Genomic DNA, 18583 nt, shown 5'->3' on the forward strand with positions numbered 1-18583 from the left:
TCCACCACCTGCTCCGGTGCCTGCGCCCGCTCCCGTTCAAGCCGCCGCCGTCGCCCCGCCGGCTCCTGCAGCCGCGTCGGCGCACGATCTAAATTCACCGCTCGGCGTCTGGCTGACCGAGGAGAAGGAAGGCAAGGTCCGCATCGAGCAGTGCGGCACCAACCTCTGCGGCTATTCGATCGACAGCAAGTCGAACCAGAATGGCGAGCAGGTCCTGATCAACATGAAGCCCGGCAAGGACCAGAAATGGTCCGGCCGCATCGTCGATCCCAACTCCGGCTCGACCTACGACTCGACGATCGCGCTGAAGGGCACCGACCGGCTCCGCGTGCAGGGCTGCGCCTTCGGCGGCATGTTCTGCGGCGGCCAGACCTGGACGCGGGTGAACTAAGTTCGAGCTCGCCGTTCCGACGAAGACAAGGGGCCCGCAAGGGCCCCTTTGCTTTTGCGCGCTGTGGCATTGCCGAGCTGCGCCACCTTACAGAGCTTCCTACGCGCGTGACAACGCTCACATCGCCGGCTCTGCTGCCCGTGCCACGATCCCCCGCATGGTCAACCACAGGGCGTGTCATGAACGGATTTCGCAAAGGTCTCTTCGCCACCATTGTCGCTATCGCCTTCCCGCTCACGCAGGCAGGCGCGGCCACAACCACCTTCGACGGCGCGCGGAACGTGCGCATCGCCTCCTCGAGCGACGCCTGCGGCAACGGCGCGACCGTCTCGATCGGCATCAATAATGGTCAGATTGCATCGAGCAGTGCCGCGGTGACGGCGTCGGGGCGTGTCGCCGAAGCCGGCAGCATCAACGTCACCCTGAGCACCGGCATCAAGCGCGCGGTCGGCTTCGGTCGGCTCAGCGGCACCTCAGGCTCCGGCACATGGCGCGGCGCCCTGTGCACGGGCACGTGGACGGCGGAAAGAATGTAGGTCTTGCGTCCCGGACGCGGCGCGGCATGTAATGACGCGACGCTGAGCCGGGACCCAGACTTTGTTTGGAGGAGATTTCTGGGCCCGGATCAGCAACGCACCGCTTGCGCGCTGCGTTGCATCCGGGGCACGAGATCTAGTCTAACCGAGCGGCGCTCCATACTCCGCGTCGGTCACCGGCTCGAGCCAGGTCGAGAACACGCCGTCGAGCGCTTCCTGCATCGCGATGTGGGTCATCCCGTTGGTCGGCGATCCCCCGTGCCAGTGCAATTCCCCGGGCGGAATCCAGACGGTGTCGCCGGGGCGGATCTCACGGATCGGACCGCCCTTGGCCTGCACGCGGCCGACGCCAGAAATGACGTAGAGCGTTTGCCCGAGCGGATGGTGATGCCAGTTGGTGCGCGCGCCCGGCTCGAACGATACGCGCGAGCAGTTCAGCCGTGCCGGCGCGGGCGCCATGATGACGGGATCCTGCAGCACGGTGCCGGTGAAGTGTTCCTTGGGCGCGCGACGGGTCGGCCGCGTGCCTGCGACTGTGATCTCCATGGGGTACCTCGTTTCCTTCGATTACTTCTTGCTTGCCGCGTAGCGCGCCTTGGTCTCGGCGTTCATGGGATAGAGGCCCGGCAGCACCGCCCCGTTGTTCACCTCGTTGACGATCCAGGCTTCCATGCGTTCCTGCTCGACACCTTCGGCAAGGACGTGGTCGAGCATTGCCTGCGGGATCAGCACGCAGCCGTCCTGGTCGGCGACCACGATGTCGTTCGGGAATACCGCGACGCCGCCGCAGCCGATCGGCTCGCCCCAGCCGACGAAGGTCAGGCCCGCAACCGACGGCGGCGCGGCATAGCCGTCGCACCACACAGGCAGATTGGTGCCGAGGACGCCCTCGACGTCACGCACCACACCGTCGGTAACGAGCGCAGTGACACCGCGTTTGACCATGCGGGCGCAGAGGATGTCGCCGAAGATGCCGGCATCGGTGATGCCCATGGCGTCGACCACGGCGATGCACCCCTCCGGCATCGCCTCGATCGCGGTGCGGGTCGAGATCGGCGACGACCAGGATTCCGGTGTAGCCAGATCCTCGCGCGCCGGCACGAAACGCAGCGTGAAGGCGGGTCCCACCAGCCGCGGCAGGCCCGGGCGCAGCGGACGCGCGCCGCGCATCCACACGTTACGCAGGCCCTTCTTCAGCAGGACCGTGGTGATGGTGGCAGTGGTGATGCCGGCGAGGGTCTTGCGGGCTTCGGGGGACAACGACATGGAAACAGACGAGCTCCGGATGGGCGGGAAAGAACGCGTGCATCTTGCGAGCCGCAGGCCTTGCGTCAAGGGCCAAGAAGGTACCAGGAACGCGGACCGCAAGACTGTTATGCGATGCGATAACAAGGCTTTATCGCGGACCCCCGCATTAATTTATTGGACTTGCGCGCGCATTTACGCGAAGCAGGGTGATGCGGAACTCAAGGCCGAGCCCGCGCTTTTCCGAAGGCCCGATTTCGACAGCTCATGGCCGCGACGCTCCCCCCGCCCCGCCTTCTGCCCAGTGGCGACAGCGCCGTCACGGTCGAGTTCAGCCGCACCATCGACGACGCCGCCAACGAGCGCGTGCTCGCGCTCGACAAGGCGCTCGCCGCGGCGGGCGTCGACGGGATCACCGAGTCCGTTCCGACCTATCGCTCGCTGCTGGTGCATTACGATCCCGGCAAGATCGGTTTCGACGCGCTCGGCGAAAGGCTGCTTGCGATCGCCAGCCAACCGCCCCCGCCAGCCACCAAGGCGCGGCGCTGGCGTATTCCCGTCGCCTATGGCGGCGAGCACGGCATCGACCTCGAGGAGGTCGCCAAGGCCCTGAACACCACGCCCGACGATATCGTCGCCCGTCACGTCGCCGGCGACTATCGCGTCGCCATGATCGGCTTCACGCCGGGCTGGTCCTATCTCAGCGGCCTCGACAAATCCCTGCACATGTCGCGGCGGCAGAGTCCACGGCTTTTCACACCCGCCGGCACGATCTCGATCGGTGGCGTCCAGGCGGGCATCCAATGCCTGGCGGCCCCGAGCGGCTGGCACCTGCTCGGCCGCACGCCGGTACGGACCTATCAGCTCCACCGGAATCCGACCTTTCTCACCGAACCCGGTGATCGCGTGACGTTTTTCGCCATCGACCACAAGACGTTCGAGGAACTGGACCGCGCCGCCGAAGCCGGTGAGATCATCGCCGAGCAGGTGGTCGCATGAGCCGCCTCGTCGTCGCCAGCATTGGCCCCGCCAGCTCCGTCCAGGACGGCGGCCGCCACGGCGCGCAGCGCTACGGCTTGACCGTAAGCGGTGCGATGGACCGTCTGGCGCTGGCGGCGGCGAACACCCTTGTCGGCAACGAGCCGTTCGCGGCGGGCGTGGAGATCGGGCCGTTTGGCGCCAGTTTCACGGCGCGCGACGGCGCCGTGCGGGTCGCGATTGCAGGCGCGCCGCGCGATGCGGATATCGCCGGGCGGCCGGTGGCCATGGACACATCAGCGACACTCAAGGATGGCGAGACGCTGACGCTGGGCTTTGCCCGTAGCGGCGCCTTCACCTATCTCGCGATCGAAGGGGCTATCCGCGGCGAGCTCGTGTTTGGCAGCCTCGCGGTGAATGCCCGCGCCGGCCTCGGCAGCCCCTACCCGCGCCCGCTCCAGCCCGGCGACGAATTCAGCGTCGATGCCGCGAGTGGCGCGCCCGAGCTACGCATCGAACTGCCGAAGCCCGTGAGCGGCCCGATCCGCGTCGTGCTGGGCCCGCAGGACGACGAGTTCGACGACGCCAACAAGGCGCTGTTCCTGGGCAGCGAATGGAAGATCTCGGCGACCTCCGACCGCATGGGCTACCGGCTCGAAGGGCCCACGATCAAGCATCTGCACGGCCACAACATCGTCTCCGACGGCACCGTCAACGGCAGCATCCAGGTGCCCGGCAATGGCTCCCCGATCGCGCTGATGATGGATCGCGGCACCTCCGGCGGCTACCCGAAAATCGCGACCGTAATCACGGCCGATGTCGGCCGCCTGGCGCAGACCTCGGCGGGAACCGCGTTCCGCTTCCAGCAGGTCACCATGGCCGAGGCGCAGGACGAGGCGCGCAAGTTCGCGCAGCTGATCCGGAACCTGCCCGATCGCCTGCGCTCCGCCGACGCCGTCGCACTCAACATCGAGGCGCTCAGCGATGCTAACGTTGCGGGCCATGCGGTGAGCGCCGTGGATGCCGGGACGTGGCAGGTCACGGCTGAGCCGTAAACCACCGGAAGACCAGAGGCGGAGAACACCATGAAGACGATCGATCTCAATTGCGACCTCGGCGAAGGTTTTGGCGCATGGGAGATGGGCAACGACGCCGCGATGATCGAGATGGCGAGCTCGGTCAACGTCGCCTGTGGCTTCCATGCCGGCGATCCCGATATCATGCGCCGGACGGTCGAGCTGGCGAAGGCGCGCGGTGTCTCGGTCGGCGCGCATCCTGGATATCGCGACCTGCACGGCTTCGGCCGCCACCCGATCGTGGGCCTGAAGGCCTCCGAGATCGAGAACCTCGTCGCCTACCAGATCGGCGCGCTGCAGGCGATCGCGACCGCGGCCGGTCATAAGGTCACGCATGTGAAGGCGCACGGCGCGCTCTCCAATGTCGCCTGCGAGGACGACATGACCGCCAAGGCGATCGCCGCCGGCATCAAGGCAGTCGATCCTAGCCTGATCTTCGTCGTGCTCGCCAATTCAAAGCTGGTGAAGGCCGGCGAAGACGCCAATTTGCCGATGGTGCACGAGGTGTTCGCGGATCGCGCCTATGAGGACGACGGCAACCTCGTCTCGCGCAAGAAGCCCGGCGCGGTGCTGCATGATGCCAAGGCGATCGCCGATCGCGTGGTGCGCATGGTGCAGGACGGCGCGGTGGTTTCGGTCACCGGCAAGGTCATCAAGATGCGCACGGACACGGTCTGCATCCACGGCGATACGCCAGGTGCAGTCGACATTGCGCGGGGCCTGCGTCAGGCGTTGAAGGATGCGGGGATCGAAGTCGCGCCGTTCAAGCGCGGGGCGTGAGGCACGCTCGGTGCCGTAGGGTGGGCAAAGCGAAGCGTGCCCACCACGTCGATCTCATAGGTGGAAGGATGGTGGGCACGGCGCGCGAAGAGCGCGCCTTTGCCCACCCTACGAGATCTGCGAAGCCTCGCTAGAACGGGTGCACCGAGAGTGTGCCGAAGACGATCGCGGCGATGACGGCGAAGGCGCTGTAGAGCGCGACGTGGTGCATGCTTGCCCCGGTCCGACGCGAGAGCGAGCGCGCGTAAAAGTGCAGCCTGGCTTCCGCCGATAGTTCGCGCATGGTCGATCTCCAACGCCCCATTTGCGGGATTATGAAGGATCAACCGGGGTGGCGGGCAAGACGGCGGCGGAAATAGCGATGCGGGTTCTCTGAAGGCCCCCCGTCGCAGGCACAAATTCTCTTCATCCGCGGGTTTCGAGAATCTTATTCGTTAAAGTCCGAGGCAGCTGGAACCGGCCCGGATGACAACGGGATGACAGTTGGACTGAGGCCTCAGAAGGTCATCCAACAAAAATGTCGAAAACAACCCCATGCAAAGTAGAAACCGCCTTTCGGCGCGACGCCTCGCGCTTGCGCCGCCGGGACGATTCACGCTGATCCCATCGCGCCTTAGTACACGTCAGCCTGGAAGCGGCCCTTCTTCTTGAGCTCGGCGACAAAACTCACGGCTTCGTCGGTCGAACGTGCCCCGAACTGGGCGACGATGTCCACCAGCGCGCGCTCGACGTCCTTGGCCATGCGCTTGGCATCGCCGCAGATGTAGAGATGCGCGCCTTCGGCGAGCCACGTCCACAACTCGCGGCCGATCTCGCGCATGCGGTCCTGCACGTAAAACTTCTTCTCGCCGTCGCGCGACCAGGCCAGCGACAGGCGCGTCAGCAGGCCCGACGTCTTCATCGCGTTGAGTTCGTCCTGATAGAAGAAGTCGCAATCGCTGCGCTGGTGGCCGAAGAACAGCCAGTTCTTGCCCGGCGCGCCGGTCGCCTTGCGGTCGAGCAGGAAGGCGCGGAACGGCGCGATGCCGGTGCCGGGGCCGATCATGATAACAGGCGTCTTCGGATCCTGCGGCAGGCCGAACCCATGTGCCTTCTGCACATAGACCTTGAGTTTCTCGCCTTCATTGATGCGCTCACCGAGGAAGGTCGAGGCAACGCCGAGCCGCTTGCGCTTGCCGATGACGTAGCGCACGGAATCGACCGTCAGCGACAGCTTTCCGGGCGTCGCATTGTGCGACGAGGAGATCGAGTAGAGCCGCGGCTGGAGCGGCTCCAGCGCCTCGACGAAGGCTTCCGGATGCGGCCGCGTACCCGAAAACTTCTGCAGCGCCGCCATGACGTCGAGCGTCGCGGCATCGCCATCGGGATCCTCGCCCTGCGCCAGCGCCCTCGCCTTCTCGCGCTGCGCGCCGCCGGTGATGAAGGAGATCAGCTCGAACAGCTTGTCGGGCGCCGGCGACAACGAGACGTCCTCGATCAGCGCCTCACGCAGCGTCTTGCCGTTGACCTCAGTGGTGTGGGAGGCGCCGAGCAGCGCGATGATCTGGTCGACGAGGCCGACATCGTTGCGCGCGAACACGCCGAAGGAATCGCCGACGACATAGTCGAGCTTGCTCGCGGAAAGATCGAACTCGATGTGATAGGTTTCCTTCTCCGAGGCCCCCTTGTTGAGCAGGCGCCGCGACAGGAAGGTCGCCACCGCCGGATTCTCTCGCGCGCGGCCGAGCTCGGCCTCCACCTCAGGCGCAGCCGGAGCGCTCGCTGCCGTACCTGCAGCGGACTTTGCAGCGGGCGCCTTGTCCAGCTCCTCGAAGAGCTGCTTCAACATGCGCGCCGTCTCCTTGCCGCCGGGAGCGCAGAGGTTGAGGCGGGGTTCGCTCCTGTTGGCGATCGAATCCGAATAGTCGGCGCAATTGTAGCCGCACTGGCCGCAGTCCTGCTGCGCCATCGCCGCCATCATGCGGCGCCGGAGCGGACGACCTTCCGCGAGCTTCATGCGATCGGCGATCGCCATTGCCGGATCGTGCCAGGGTGCCTCGCCGTCATCGCCGTCGCCTTGTGGCGCGAGCATCGCGCCGTTCTCGGCCGGCAATAGCGGCGTCGAGCCATCAAGCCCGAGCATGCCGACGAGAAACCCGTTCAGCCACAGCCGCTGGCCTTCGCTGAACGGCGCATTGGCCGGAATGATCTCGATCTTGGGAGGCGCGGTCATCTGGGTCATGCTGCTGCTTCCGCTTCGGCGAGTTTGCGCAAGGCTTCACCGTCGTGGCGACGGGAGAAGGTCAGGAACGTCTCTTCGGGCGAGGTGCGGTTGGCGAGATAGGCCTTCAACAGCCCCTCGACGGTCTTCGGCACATCCGCGGCCTTCACGTCGTGGAATACCTCCTGCCCGATATCGGCATCAGGACCGAAGCCGCCGCCGGTGAACAGGTGATAGCCTTCGACCGTGTCCTCTTCGCTTGCGCCCGGCACCTTGGCGGCGATCAGGCCGATGTCGGAGATGTAGTGCTGAGCACAGGAGTGATGGCAGCCGGTCAGATGGATGTTGAGCGGCGTATCGAGGCTGAGGCGTTCATCGCACCAGTCGCCGATCGCGGCGGCATGACGCTTGGTGTCGGAGGCCGCGAATTTGCAGCCGGCATTCCCGGTGCAGGCGATCAGGCCGGCGCGGACGTTCGACACCTCAGTGGCGAGGCCGAGCTTCTCGACCGCGGCGGTGACGAGCGCGACGTTCTCGTCGCGCACGCCGGAGATCAGAAGGTTCTGCCAGACCGTCAGGCGGATATCGCCATCGCCGAGATCCTGGGCGATCCTGGCGATGCCGCGCATCTGCTCGCAGGTGAGTTTGCCGACCGGCAGCGCCACGCCGACCCAGTTGAGCCCCGCCTGCTTCTGCTGGTGCACGCCGACATGAGCCATGCGGTCGGACACCGGCCGCGGCGCCAGCGCTTCGGCCGGCACGCGCGCGAACGGCTTCGTGAGGCGCTCCTCGACCAGCTTGAGAAAGCCGTCGTGACCCATGTTGTCGAGCACGTATTTCAGTCGTGCCTTGTTGCGGTTGGTGCGGTCACCGTGCTCGATGAAGACGCGCACGATGGCGTCCGCAACTGACGTCGCGTCCTCGGGGCGAACGACGATGCCCGAATATTTCGCGAAATCCTTGTGGCCTGTGATGCCGCCGAGACCGAGGCGGAACCAGACGCCGGGTTCGACGCCAAAGCCGTCCTTTACCTCGACCGCGGTAAAGGCAATGTCGTTGGTCTCCTCCAGCGCGGCGATTTTGCCGGCGCCATCGAAGGCGACGTTGAACTTGCGCGGCAGGCCGAACAGCGAGCGGTCGTTGAGGATGTGGTAGTGCCATTCGCGCGCATAGGGGCGCGTGTCCAGCAGCTCTTGCGGATCGATGCCCGCCGTCGGCGTGCCCGTGACGTTGCGGATGTTGTCAGCGCCCGCGCCGCGCGAGCACAGGCCGATGTCCTGGACGCCCTCAATCAGCGCAACCGCATTCTTCGGCTCGATCTCGCGGATCTGGAAGTTCGCGCGCGTCGTGACATGCGTGTAGCCGCCGCCACAGCTTTCGGCGAGATCGGCAAGGCCCGACATCTGCCAGTGCTTCAGGATGCCGTTCGGAATGCGCAGGCGCGCCATGTAGGAGGTCTGCGCCGGCGCCACCCAGAAGATGCCGTAATAGCGCCAGCGGAAATTGTCCGCCGGCGTCGGATTGGCGTTGTTGCGCGCCTGATCCTTCAAGCGATCATAGGCGTCGAAGGGATGCATCTCGCGCTTGAACTTCTCCTGGTCGGCGAGCTTCTTGCCCGCCGCAATGAGCTTGTCCTGCGCCTTGATGTGCGCGGCATCGGGACCGGTCGGCTCCGCGGGCGCTACTGCACCCGGCGCGCCGCCGGCCGCGAAAGCGCGCCCGACACGTCCGACCTGCATGCCGGACATGAAGCCCTCGAGATAGCGCTTCTGCTCGTCGGAGAAATCGGTCGTGGGTGCTGTATCGAGTTTCATGGGCTGAATGGACCTACTCTGCTGCCTGGACCGCGACCTGCGCCACGTCGGCCATGGGCTTTGCGGGCTTGTACGTCGCGTAGAGCGCAAGGCCGGTGAACACGAAGCCACCGACGAGATTGCCGAGCGTCACGGGGATCTGATTCCAGAGCCACCAGTCGGTGACGGAGACCTTTGCGCCAAGCAGCATTCCGGTCGGGATAACGAACATGTTGACGACGGCGTGCTCGAAGCCGAGCGCGAAGAACAGGAAGATCGGCAGCCAGGTCGCCGCGATCTTGCCGACCGTCGAGGTCGAGGTCATCGCCATGACGACGCCGAGGCAGACCAGCCAGTTGCAGAGCACAGCCTTGACGAAGACCGAGACCATGCCGGCGGTGCCTATCGCGGCATTGCCGATGGTCTTGGCTTCGGCAACCGCGACGATGCGGGCGGCGACACCGGCGACTTCGACCTTGCCCATGTTGGTGAGCGAGATCGCAATCAGCGCGCCGAAGGCGAGGCTGCCGAGCAGATTGGCGACGAAGACCCACGACCAGTTGGCGATCACGGCGTTCCAGCTCGCCTTGCCTTCGAGGCGCGCGAGCGGAACGATGGCGAAGCTGCCGGTGACGAGTTCGAGACCGAGCAGCACGATCATCACGAGGCTGACCGGGAAGATCAGCGCGCCGACGATGGGCTGGCCGGTCGTGAGAGCGCCGGTGAAGGCGAGCGTGGTGGCGGCACCCAGCAGCGCGCCCGAAATCGCGCCGCGGATCAGGAGGTCGCGCGGGGCAAGCGCCAGCTTCTTCAGGCTGGCATTGACCATCGAGGCCACGACGTCGGAGGGTTTCGCGTAATCCATATCGAAGCTCCAGCTTGCCGCGCGCGGGGCGGCGTCAACGGGTGAAACGGACGTTGATCGCGGGGAGCAGGTTGCAGGCACGCGCCTCACCGGAACCCGGAGCGATCCGATCAGCCTCGTTGCTGCGGAAATCCACCATGGATTTAGAGCCGCCGGCGCCCACGCCGGGCGGCTCGGGTTCTACCCATTCAAGACGTGTGCCAACGCAGCATGAACTTGAAAGCACTACAAAATCAGATGCTTGATGCCGTGTGCAGCGCATCAAGCGGATCAAAATTCATGCTGCTTCGGGCAGCAATAGCCCAAAGTTTAAGCTCCGAATCAGGATGATTATTTTTTTGGGCAGTCACTACGACGCCCGCCGCCCGACCTCGAATGAGGCGAGATAACCGCCGACATCCCCGGGATCGAAGGCTGGGCCCGCGAAGGCACTGAACGGGCTGCTCGCCTGGCCGTCGCCGGCCCGTCCCAGCGCAGCGTCGTAGAGGTCCGGCCGGAACACGCCCATGGCGGTCTTGAGCGCCTCCGGGCTCAGCTTTGTCTGCCCCCAGCGCACCATCTGCGCGTAGAGCCAGGCTGCCTGGACCGGGTCCGGGCGCCCTGCCCCTTCGCGTCCGACCAGGAGATAGCGGCCGCTTTCGCGCACCGTGCCGTCGGGCGAGATCTTCAGGCGCCCGACGAGCGACCGCTGGATCACCTCGGCATCGACGCCGATCCGCTCGGGCTGCGACAGGATCTGCGCCGCCTCGGTCAGGTTCGCGGGCTGCTCGATGAACTCGGCAGCCTTCACAGCCGCGCGCACCAGCGCCGCGACCACGTCAGGGTGCTTGTCGGCCCAGACCTGACGCACCGCCAGCACCTTCTCCGCAGCGCGCACCAGGATGTCGGAGACGAAGTGCAGGATGTGCCCGATGCCGAGATCGACCGCGACCGAATTCCAGGGCGCACCGACGCAGAACGCATCGACATGTCCGTTGGCGAGGCTGTCGACCATGTAGGGCGGCGGCAGCACCACGAGGCGCACATCCTCGTCCGGATCGACGCCCGCCGCCGCCATCCAGAACCGCAATTGGTAATTGTGGGTCGAGAACGGGAAGGTCATGCCGAAGGTCAGCGGATCGGCCCCTGCCTTGCGCCGCTTTGCGACCACCTTCGCCAGCGCCTTGGCGGTCGCGAGTGGATCGAAGCGGTCTCCGTCGATCTCCTCCATCAGCGCCGCATGGAGCGCCGGCGAGACCGTGATCGCGTTGCCGTTGATGCCGAGGTTGAAGGGCGCCAGAATCGGCACCTTGACGTGGCCGAGCCCGAGCGAGGACGCGATCGCCACCGGCGCGAGCAGATGCGCGGCGTCGAACAGGCCGATGTTGAGCTTGTCGCGCACGTTGGACCAGGACACTTCGCGCACCAGCTCGACCTCGAGCCCCTCGGCGGCGGTAAATCCCTTGTCGACAGCGACGATCAGGGCGGCGGCATCGACCAGCGGGATGAACCCGATGCGGAGCGGAGCGGTCATTTCAGCATCTCCGACGCGGTGACGATCGACTGGGCGATCTCGCCGATTTTCTTCTTCTCGCGCATGGCAGTGGAGCGCAGCAGCACATAGGCCTCGTCCTCGGTGAGGCCCTTGACCTTCATCAGAATCCCCTTGGCCTTCTCGATGATCTTGCGATCCTCGAGCTGCGACTTGGTGCGCTCCAGTTCCTCCTGCAGCTTGGCGAAGGCGTTGAACCGGGACACGCAGAGGTCAAGGATCGGCTTGATACGCTCCTTCTTCAGTCCGTCGACGATGTAGGCAGATACCCCCGCCTCCACGGAGGCCTGGATCGAAGCTGAATCGCTCTGGTCGACGAACATCGCAATCGGCCGCCGCACGGCGCGGCTGACCTGGAACATCGCTTCCAGCACGTCGCGGCTGGGGTTTTCCAGATCGATCAGAATGATGTCGGGGTCGACCGCATAGATGCGGGCGAGCAGGCTCTGCATCTCGCGGATATGGACGACCTGCGTAAATCCGGCCTCCCGCAACCCTTCCTCGAGGATCGCAGCCCGGATCGGGCTTTCGTCGACAATCACGATTTTGGGCGACTGTTCGGCGCTCATAGCTCACTCACCACCGGCGATTCTTCCATAGCACGCCGGAGCCCCCTGCAAAGGGGTGTAATTGGTAGCATTTAGGACCAGCTCCTGCCGATCAATCGGGCAGATCAAAAGATATGCAACGGCTGCGCCTAAGGTCAGCTCCGTGTCGCGCGGGCGCTCCTGAGCCAACGAATGTAAACTTTTTGAGCAGCCCACTCCCAAAAAAATGCCGCCCGAAGGCGGCTGTCGTTTGGACTTTCAACATGCGCGCAATGGTGTCCCTCCATCGCGACTATTGCTGGGCTGTCGGGACGATCAAGCCCGGAAACCCGCGCCGCGACGCCACCTCCCGACGCTCGGCTCGTCGACCCAGGCTTCCCTCGCGAACCAGTCGTGGTTGGCATTGCAGTTCGGGCAACGGGTGTGCCCGAAGAACACCGGCAAACGCCGAAAGCTCTCGCGATCGGTCTCGATGCCAGTGGGTATCGCGCGCCCGGTTTGCGGGCATTTGATCATCACCATACCCATGTACGTCCTCTTGGCTTTGGTTTGAGTGCTTTGCTGGAGCCAGAAACCGGCCGGCTGGATCGCGCCTTCTGTGGGGGGCACTCATCGAGCATGCGGCGGCACGCTCGCAGCGAGGCTTGATCCAACCGGCCGGATCCCCTCTTGAAGGGATCCTGGACTTGATTTGAGCGCGCTCTTTCAGCCGGCTTTTTGGAGAACCTTGGCGGCGTGCCTCCTGATCGGCTCGCCTGTTTCCGTCGCAAGCTTCTGGGCGAGTTCCCACAAGTCCTTGTTCTGCGCGGACGTGGTGTCGACGGTCTTGCGCGCTTGTTCCGCGGACAAGGTGAGAACATCCGTTATGGACTTGCTGCCGAGGAGGTGGGCAAGGAAATCGATCGCCGAGGCGGTATTGCTATTCGATATCTCGATGAGCTTCAGCCCGTAGTCGGTCGCGCTCCTGGCGTTGCTCGAATAGGTCTCGCGCAGCGCTTCTGCGATCTCCTCCGACGCGGCCTTGACCTTCTCGCAGCCTTCCTGCGCGCGGGCTACACCCTGTTCGGCAAACTCGGCGAAGACGCCAGGCAGCGCGATCTTCGGGAATCCGAACATGGACATCCCAAACGCTTTCGTTCCGTTCAATTCGGCCTTCACTTCACTTTGATTCATGGCGCTATCCCCATTTCTCAAACTAGATCGTTTCCCAAGACGCTGGTTTGCGTCATGAGAACTCGTGGAGGCGGAGAGCTGTTGCACTTCCGCTCTCGACCAGTTTTTTGATGAGCTTCAATCCAGCCCGGACGCCATCATGTCTCGCGACAGCGATCCTTTCCGTTCGCTTTGCGACCTTCGCCAAAAATATTCTTGAGAATGTCAAGCCACAGACGTGTCATGAAAGCACTGTGTGTGACGGGAACATCGCGCGAAACGGCAAGGTGTCGCCTTCCGTCGGGAAACGGGTGTCAAAGGTAGACCGGACGTAGCGAGCCGTGGCCAAATCGGCGCAAATGATCCTTCTGCGACATGGGCAGCCGGATTATTGTGACACAAACCCACGCGTACCCTTCAGGGAATACGCCCTTCATCCGGTACAACCGAGGCGATAGGTTGGATCGCATTCATCGCAAAGATCTTCTCGAGTTCGAGACGCATAGCGCCGTGGCATTCGCACGCCGCCGCCGCGAGCCGCGACCGGTCGATCTCGATTTGGCCTCGTCGATCAGATTTGATCGCTCCGGATGCGCGCAGATCGCGCATCAGGAGCGTCACCGTCGTTCGTCGCACGCCGAGCATTTGCGACAGGGCCTCCTGGGTGAGCGCGAGGACGTCGTGGTCGATGCGGTCGCGAAAATGGAGTAGCCAGCGGGCCATGCGGGCTTTGACCGGATGAAGTGCATTGCAGGCCGCGCCGAGCTGAAACTTCATCAGCATCGTCCTGACGTGAATCTGGACCGCGTGCCGGATCGCGGGGCTGCGGTTGAAAGCGGCATGAAATCGCGACGCCGGGATTCGCGAGGCGGTGCCCGCCGCGCGAACGACGGCGGTGATACCCGAAGGTGACGGCCCCAGCACGGAAGGAATGCCAACTGCTCCCTCGTGCCCGACTATGGCGGTGGCAACCGTCTGCCCATCCAGCATGTCGATCATCAGCGAGATGGCGCCGCTATGAGGAAAGAAGACACTCTCGATCTGGTGATCCGCTCGCGAGAGGACGGCATCCTGATCAAGTGCGACGCTCTGTAGCTCGGGCGCCAACAAGTCAAAGTCCGCCCGCGGCAGTGTTGCCAGAAGGCAGTTCCGCATTCCGCCCGGATACGTCACCGCTGCAGATGACCCGCGGTGAAGCATCCTCCGCCTTCTTCATTCCGGGCGGCGCGGAACGGCGGCCTCGACACATGTTTGGATCTGCTCTCGCTCCTCACACCGAAATCCAATCCACTGGCAAACTCGGATATTCCAACTGTAGGGCGGCTCAAGATTGAGTCCTCCTAGACACGAACTGATCAATTTTTTTGGGGGATCCCCGCGACATGAGCGGAGCGAGTAAGGGAAGAGAGTAAGTGCAAACAGTGTCGATGCAGTTGCAGCGCGGAAGTACCGAAGCTGCAAAAGGTGCTCTTCTCCACCCGCGTTGCGTAGCACCGATCTCCGGCTCTACTCATGTTGAATATGAGGATCAGCCAACCTTTGGCGCATTCGGCGCGTCATGTAATTGTCATACTTAGCCGGCGCGTTCGTCGATAGGGAAGCTCGGGCAGCGAACAGTGCTGAGCGCGGACCGGGACGCGGTCGTGGCACTGCTCGATCGACGCGATTGCCCCTTAGTCGACCAAACACATTTCAAGTGCTTCCGGCTTAGCGGCTACGGGCAATTTGTCAGATTTAATCTACGTCAACGCTCGCTGCGCCTTATGAATGGGGATCGGCTGCACCTGCTGCTGGCCCAAAGATCTCCGCTCTCGTGCCGCTTCTTGGTGTGAAGCAGATGTCGTCGCCGGTAGAGCGCATCCCTTATCGGGTCGGTGAGCTCGATCGGAACCAGATTCCACCCAACAGGAACTTCCAGTCAGTCCATGCCTTCCCTAGGCACGGGTTGATTTCAATCGCTATTTGCGGTCATTACTTTGGCACCACAGCGTGCGCGCTAGCGGTTGAATTTTTCTATCGGACCAATTAGTTAGATCGCATATCCGAACAATTCAGATGCAGGTTCCAGGCGATTACATGGAAAGAGCGCCGCGTATTTCATTCACATCACTCGGTTGCCCCAAGGCATTGGTGGATTCCGAGCGCATCATCACGCGCCTGCGGGCCGAGGGCTACGAGCTCGCCCGCAAGCATGACGGGGCCGACATCGTCATCGTCAACACCTGTGGCTTCCTCGACAGCGCCAAGCAGGAATCGCTCTCGGCGATCGGCGAGGCCATGGCCGAGAACGGCAAGGTGATCGTAACCGGCTGCATGGGCGCCGAACCCGAGCAGATCGAGCAGGCCTATCCCGGCGTGCTCTCGATCACCGGCCCGCAGCAATATGAGAGCGTGCTGGACGCCGTACACCGCGCGCTGCCGCCCGCGCACAATCCGCATCTCGACCTGGTGCCGCCGCAGGGCATCAAGCTGACCCCGCGGCACTACGCCTATTTGAAAATCTCCGAAGGCTGCAACAACCGCTGCACCTTCTGCATCATCCCGAAGCTGCGCGGCGACCTCGTCTCGCGCCAGGCCAATGACGTCCTGCGCGAGGCCGAGCGGCTGGTCGGCGCCGGCGTCAAGGAGCTGCTGGTGATCTCGCAGGACACTTCGGCCTATGGCGTCGATCTCAAATACGCCGAGAGTCCGTGGAAGGATCGTCAGGTCCGCGCCAGATTCCTCGATCTCGCGCGCGAGCTCGGCGAGCTCGGCGCCTGGGTGCGGCTGCAATACGTCTACCCCTACCCGCATGTCGACGACGTCATCGCGCTGATGAACGAGGGCAAGGTGCTGCCCTATCTCGACATCCCCTTCCAGCACGCGAGCCCCGACGTGCTGAAAGCGATGAAGCGTCCGGCGGCGCAGGACAAGACGCTGGCGCGCATCAAGCGCTGGCGCGAGGAATGTCCGGATCTCGCACTTCGCTCGACCTTCATCGTCGGCTTCCCCGGCGAGACCGACGCCGACTTCGCCTATCTGCTCGACTGGCTCGAGGAAGCCGAGATCGACCGCCTCGGCTGCTTCAAATACGAGCCGGTCGCCGGCGCCACGTCGAACGCGATCGAAAACCCTGTCCCGGAAGAGGTGAAGCAGGAGCGCTACAACGCGCTGATGGCGCGCCAGCAGAAGATTTCGGCACGCAGGCTGAAGCGCAAGGTCGGCACGCGCCAGCAGATCATCATCGACGAGGTCGGCCCGACCGTTGCAAAGGGCCGCTCCAAGGCGGATGCGCCGGAGATCGACGGCGCGGTCTACCTCTCGAGCCGCCGCCCGTTGCGCGTCGGCGAGATCGTCACCGCGAAGATCGAGCGCGCCGACCAATACGATTTGCACGGCAGCGTCGCTGGGTACTGACGGCGTTGCATCACACCAGCCACTTCGGCACCCAGCGCTCGGGACGTGGCGCGCGGGCGAGATCGGCCTTGGCTTCGGTCAGTTTTGCCGGCTCGCCATCGATGGTCGGGCGCACATCGTAGTCGAACTGCGGCATGACACGGCCATCGCCATAGAGCCCGAAATTCATCGCGTACCACAGCCCGAGCTCGGGCTGCGCGCGGCGCATCTCCTCGCGGAGATCGCGCAGCAGGGACTCGATCGAGGCGGCCTCCTCGAACGGCTGCGGCCCGCGCGCCAGGACACGGGCCTGGTATTGCGCGCCAACGATGGCGACCTCGAAGCGCGTCTTGTCCCAGGGGTTCCTGCCTTTCGGCAGATGCGCGGATAACCGCCAGCCGAGCTCGGCCATCAGCCGGTGATTGGCCCAGTAGTCCTCGCGATCCCGGCTCCATTTTTCCACGAAGCCACGGAAGTCTGGCAGTTCTGATGCCCCTTCGTCGGGCGCCATATGCTCACCGACCGGCCGTCCTGCGAGCCAATGCGAGAGCTCGACCGTCTGGCACTCGACGTCCTCACGCGGCAGCAGATCGCTCCAGGCCTTGTCGAATTGCTGCGACGTCAGTTTCGCGAGCAAACCATCGAGGCTCGGCGCGAGCAGCTCGTAGTCGCCCTCAGATCCCAGTCCGACGATCGGCGGATTGTCGCGGTCGAGACCGGCACCATACCAGCCGCCGACGGCCGAGCCGTCCGGCAGCCGCATGAACAGCGAAAACCTGTCGCGCAAGGGACTGCCGTCGACGATCGGCGCATGGTCGGAGAACTGGCCTTGCAGGGAGAAGCAGCCGACACTGCCCCAGGGGCGTCCCTTCAGCCAGCCGGCGAAGTCCACGAGGAGCGACGGCGCCTCGATGCCCGGAGGAAACGCGCCGTGAATGCTATCAAGATCGATCGGGTAAGGCGTGTCGGACAAGGCTTAAAACTATCTGGTTGGTCCCGCCCTTGTTGGTCTGAGCCGTCCTGCGTCCGGTTCGAACCAATTCGCGTCCTGTGATCACAAACGCGCTAGAGGCATGTTGGTTTCCATCGAGACACACGGCGGGACGGGACTTCGATCGAGATTCGGTGACCTCTCAGTAGTCCTCTACCACAACGTCACCGCAATGCACGCCATGCGCGCTGCAATGTGACACTATAATGCATTCACGCAGGGGTCACGGACTCGTCCTAACTGTGCCGCGCCTTTCAACGCGAGCGAGGATTGATGATGAGCCGCCTCTCGGACATGCTGCGCGCGCAGCGCTTCGACGATTACCGCTTCTACCACCAGAGCACCGTCAACCAGACGCTGCACCTCCTCAGCGCTCTGATCTTCCTCGCCTGCTATGCGCTGCTGTTCAAGGACCCGGCGCTTGCCGGACTCGTCGGCTGGCTCGCGATGCTGACGCGTCAGACCGGGCATTTCTTCTTCGAGCCGAACGGCTATGACGCGGTCAACGACGTCAGCAACGAATACAAGGAAGCGGTCAAGGTCGGTTACAACCAGACCCGCAAGGTCATCCTGCTGCTGGTCTGGAGCAGCGCTCCGCTCGTGCTGTACGCATATCCCACTCTGTTCGGCCTGTTCGATCCGCCCGCAGGCCGGCTCGACTTCATCCGCCATGTCGGCGTGCTCTGGCTGGCGATCGGCATCGGTGGCGGACTTGCGCGCATGATCCAGCTCTTCGTGACGCGCGACGTCGCGACCGGACTGGTCTGGGTGTTCAAGGTGCTGACCGATCCCCTCCACAACATCGCGCTGTACTGGTCATCGCCGCTCAAGCTGATGCGCGGCGAGCTGATCGACACCGCGATCGCCGATGCGGATTGGGGCTGCGAGGACGCCGAAGAAGTCGCGCATCTGACCTGACAGATGCACGCCTGGCGGGTGTCGTGGAAAACACCCGCTTGACAAGCCCTGCACTTCGGCTGTAGGGACGCGCCTCATGATCAACTCTCGGACCCACCGCCGCGCAGCTTTCCGTCGTCGCACCCGCGACGATGATGGGTTGCGCCATGTCCGACGACGCCGCTGAGCTACTGAATTCAGCAGAGTTCTCGAGGAGGCCGCACC

The 18583-nt window shown here is 64.2% G+C and carries 19 protein-coding genes; 7 read left to right on the forward strand and 12 right to left on the reverse strand.

The genetic code is table 11. The features are described from left to right. Together AC630_RS21275 and AC630_RS21280 are read left to right on the forward strand one after the other, a co-directional pair. Positions 1-391, forward strand: a 391-nt coding sequence (locus tag AC630_RS21275) for a DUF2147 domain-containing protein (protein ID WP_143198198.1), incomplete at its 5' end; no start/stop codon positions are given. Positions 392-570: 179 nt separating this feature from the next. After that, positions 571-927: a hypothetical protein gene (locus AC630_RS21280; RefSeq protein ID WP_074120429.1), complete on the forward strand. Its 357-nt coding sequence runs from the start codon at positions 571-573 to the stop codon at positions 925-927. A 141-nt stretch (positions 928-1068) separates the two neighbouring features. Here AC630_RS21280 and AC630_RS21285 read toward each other — a convergent pair whose 3' ends face one another. Next, positions 1069-1473 carry a (R)-mandelonitrile lyase gene (locus AC630_RS21285; protein ID WP_074120430.1) on the reverse strand — a complete coding sequence of 135 codons (405 nt, stop codon included), beginning with the start codon at positions 1471-1473 and terminating at the stop codon, positions 1069-1071. A gap of 21 nt (positions 1474-1494) precedes the next feature. Then, on the reverse strand, positions 1495-2193 hold the full coding sequence (locus tag AC630_RS21290; RefSeq protein WP_027550912.1) for a ribonuclease activity regulator RraA: 699 nt from the start codon (positions 2191-2193) through the stop codon (positions 1495-1497). Between the two features lie 246 nt (positions 2194-2439). On the opposite strand from AC630_RS21290, the gene pxpB reads away from it, so the two are divergent. The 3 genes from pxpB to AC630_RS21305 are packed head-to-tail and all read left to right on the forward strand — an operon-like array spanning position 2440 to position 5006. Then, positions 2440-3171 carry a 5-oxoprolinase subunit PxpB gene (pxpB, locus tag AC630_RS21295; RefSeq protein WP_074120431.1) on the forward strand — a complete coding sequence of 244 codons (732 nt, stop codon included), beginning with the start codon at positions 2440-2442 and terminating at the stop codon, positions 3169-3171. After that, positions 3168-4205 carry a 5-oxoprolinase subunit C family protein gene (locus AC630_RS21300; protein ID WP_074120432.1) on the forward strand — a complete coding sequence of 346 codons (1038 nt, stop codon included), beginning with the start codon at positions 3168-3170 and terminating at the stop codon, positions 4203-4205. The genes pxpB and AC630_RS21300 overlap by 4 nt, the downstream gene beginning before the upstream one ends. Before the next feature lie 30 nt (positions 4206-4235). Then, a complete protein-coding gene (locus AC630_RS21305; RefSeq protein WP_074120433.1) occupies positions 4236-5006 on the forward strand; it encodes a LamB/YcsF family protein in 771 nt (256 codons plus the stop codon). A gap of 130 nt (positions 5007-5136) precedes the next feature. Here the strand turns inward: AC630_RS21305 and AC630_RS44055 are convergent, their stop codons facing one another. The 9 genes from AC630_RS44055 to AC630_RS21345 form a co-directional block, all read right to left on the reverse strand. Continuing rightward, positions 5137-5289 (reverse strand): hypothetical protein, encoded by a 153-nt coding sequence (locus AC630_RS44055; protein WP_167561251.1) that lies wholly within the window; start codon positions 5287-5289, stop codon positions 5137-5139. Between the two features lie 330 nt (positions 5290-5619). Continuing rightward, positions 5620-7227, reverse strand: a complete 1608-nt coding sequence (locus tag AC630_RS21310) for a sulfite reductase subunit alpha (protein WP_074120434.1) — start codon at positions 7225-7227, stop codon at positions 5620-5622. After that, the gene (locus AC630_RS21315) at positions 7224-9020 is read right to left on the reverse strand and encodes a NirA family protein (protein WP_074120435.1); all 1797 of its coding nucleotides are present in this window, start codon (positions 9018-9020) and stop codon (positions 7224-7226) included. The genes AC630_RS21310 and AC630_RS21315 overlap by 4 nt, the downstream gene beginning before the upstream one ends. Positions 9021-9033: 13 nt before the next feature. Next, positions 9034-9864 (reverse strand): formate/nitrite transporter family protein, encoded by an 831-nt coding sequence (locus AC630_RS21320; protein ID WP_074120436.1) that lies wholly within the window; start codon positions 9862-9864, stop codon positions 9034-9036. A 349-nt stretch (positions 9865-10213) separates the two neighbouring features. Beyond that, complete coding sequence (locus tag AC630_RS21325; RefSeq protein WP_074120437.1) at positions 10214-11377, reverse strand: CmpA/NrtA family ABC transporter substrate-binding protein; 1164 nt, start codon at positions 11375-11377, stop codon at positions 10214-10216. Then, the gene (locus AC630_RS21330) at positions 11374-11964 is read right to left on the reverse strand and encodes an ANTAR domain-containing response regulator (RefSeq protein WP_074120438.1); all 591 of its coding nucleotides are present in this window, start codon (positions 11962-11964) and stop codon (positions 11374-11376) included. The genes AC630_RS21325 and AC630_RS21330 overlap by 4 nt, the downstream gene beginning before the upstream one ends. Positions 11965-12258: 294 nt before the next feature. Beyond that, positions 12259-12471 (reverse strand): hypothetical protein, encoded by a 213-nt coding sequence (locus AC630_RS21335; protein ID WP_074120460.1) that lies wholly within the window; start codon positions 12469-12471, stop codon positions 12259-12261. Positions 12472-12648: 177 nt separating this feature from the next. Continuing rightward, positions 12649-13203, reverse strand: a complete 555-nt coding sequence (locus tag AC630_RS21340; RefSeq protein WP_245330473.1) for a phasin family protein — start codon at positions 13201-13203, stop codon at positions 12649-12651. Between the two features lie 309 nt (positions 13204-13512). Then, positions 13513-14268: a Crp/Fnr family transcriptional regulator gene (locus AC630_RS21345; protein ID WP_074120439.1), complete on the reverse strand. Its 756-nt coding sequence runs from the start codon at positions 14266-14268 to the stop codon at positions 13513-13515. A 903-nt stretch (positions 14269-15171) separates the two neighbouring features. On the opposite strand from AC630_RS21345, the gene rimO reads away from it, so the two are divergent. Beyond that, complete coding sequence (rimO, locus tag AC630_RS21350; protein ID WP_074120462.1) at positions 15172-16491, forward strand: 30S ribosomal protein S12 methylthiotransferase RimO; 1320 nt, start codon at positions 15172-15174, stop codon at positions 16489-16491. Positions 16492-16501: 10 nt separating this feature from the next. On the opposite strand, the gene AC630_RS21355 is transcribed toward rimO, so the two are convergent. Continuing rightward, the gene (locus tag AC630_RS21355) at positions 16502-17443 is read right to left on the reverse strand and encodes a hypothetical protein (protein WP_074120440.1); all 942 of its coding nucleotides are present in this window, start codon (positions 17441-17443) and stop codon (positions 16502-16504) included. A gap of 294 nt (positions 17444-17737) precedes the next feature. Between AC630_RS21355 and AC630_RS21360 the strand changes: the two genes are divergently transcribed. Next, positions 17738-18379, forward strand: coding sequence for a hypothetical protein (locus tag AC630_RS21360; RefSeq protein ID WP_074120441.1), 642 nt, complete (start codon positions 17738-17740; stop codon positions 18377-18379). Positions 18380-18583 lie beyond the last annotated feature (204 nt).

The sequence above is a fragment of the Bradyrhizobium sp. AS23.2 genome (assembly GCF_001908185.1).
GTDB lineage: Bacteria > Pseudomonadota > Alphaproteobacteria > Rhizobiales > Xanthobacteraceae > Bradyrhizobium.

Coding starts and splice junctions, on each gene's coding strand:
- AC630_RS21280 (WP_074120429.1), top strand. CDS start 571: ATGAACGGATTTCGCAAAGGTCTCTTCGCCACCATTGTCGCTATCGCC.
- AC630_RS21285 (WP_074120430.1), bottom strand. CDS start 1,473: ATGGAGATCACAGTCGCAGGCACGCGGCCGACCCGTCGCGCGCCCAAG.
- AC630_RS21290 (WP_027550912.1), bottom strand. CDS start 2,193: ATGTCGTTGTCCCCCGAAGCCCGCAAGACCCTCGCCGGCATCACCACT.
- pxpB (WP_074120431.1), top strand. CDS start 2,440: ATGGCCGCGACGCTCCCCCCGCCCCGCCTTCTGCCCAGTGGCGACAGC.
- AC630_RS21300 (WP_074120432.1), top strand. CDS start 3,168: ATGAGCCGCCTCGTCGTCGCCAGCATTGGCCCCGCCAGCTCCGTCCAG.
- AC630_RS21305 (WP_074120433.1), top strand. CDS start 4,236: ATGAAGACGATCGATCTCAATTGCGACCTCGGCGAAGGTTTTGGCGCA.
- AC630_RS44055 (WP_167561251.1), bottom strand. CDS start 5,289: ATGCGCGAACTATCGGCGGAAGCCAGGCTGCACTTTTACGCGCGCTCG.
- AC630_RS21310 (WP_074120434.1), bottom strand. CDS start 7,227: ATGACCCAGATGACCGCGCCTCCCAAGATCGAGATCATTCCGGCCAAT.
- AC630_RS21315 (WP_074120435.1), bottom strand. CDS start 9,020: ATGAAACTCGATACAGCACCCACGACCGATTTCTCCGACGAGCAGAAG.
- AC630_RS21320 (WP_074120436.1), bottom strand. CDS start 9,864: ATGGATTACGCGAAACCCTCCGACGTCGTGGCCTCGATGGTCAATGCC.
- AC630_RS21325 (WP_074120437.1), bottom strand. CDS start 11,377: ATGACCGCTCCGCTCCGCATCGGGTTCATCCCGCTGGTCGATGCCGCC.
- AC630_RS21330 (WP_074120438.1), bottom strand. CDS start 11,964: ATGAGCGCCGAACAGTCGCCCAAAATCGTGATTGTCGACGAAAGCCCG.
- AC630_RS21335 (WP_074120460.1), bottom strand. CDS start 12,471: ATGGGTATGGTGATGATCAAATGCCCGCAAACCGGGCGCGCGATACCC.
- rimO (WP_074120462.1), top strand. CDS start 15,172: ATGGAAAGAGCGCCGCGTATTTCATTCACATCACTCGGTTGCCCCAAG.
- AC630_RS21360 (WP_074120441.1), top strand. CDS start 17,738: ATGAGCCGCCTCTCGGACATGCTGCGCGCGCAGCGCTTCGACGATTAC.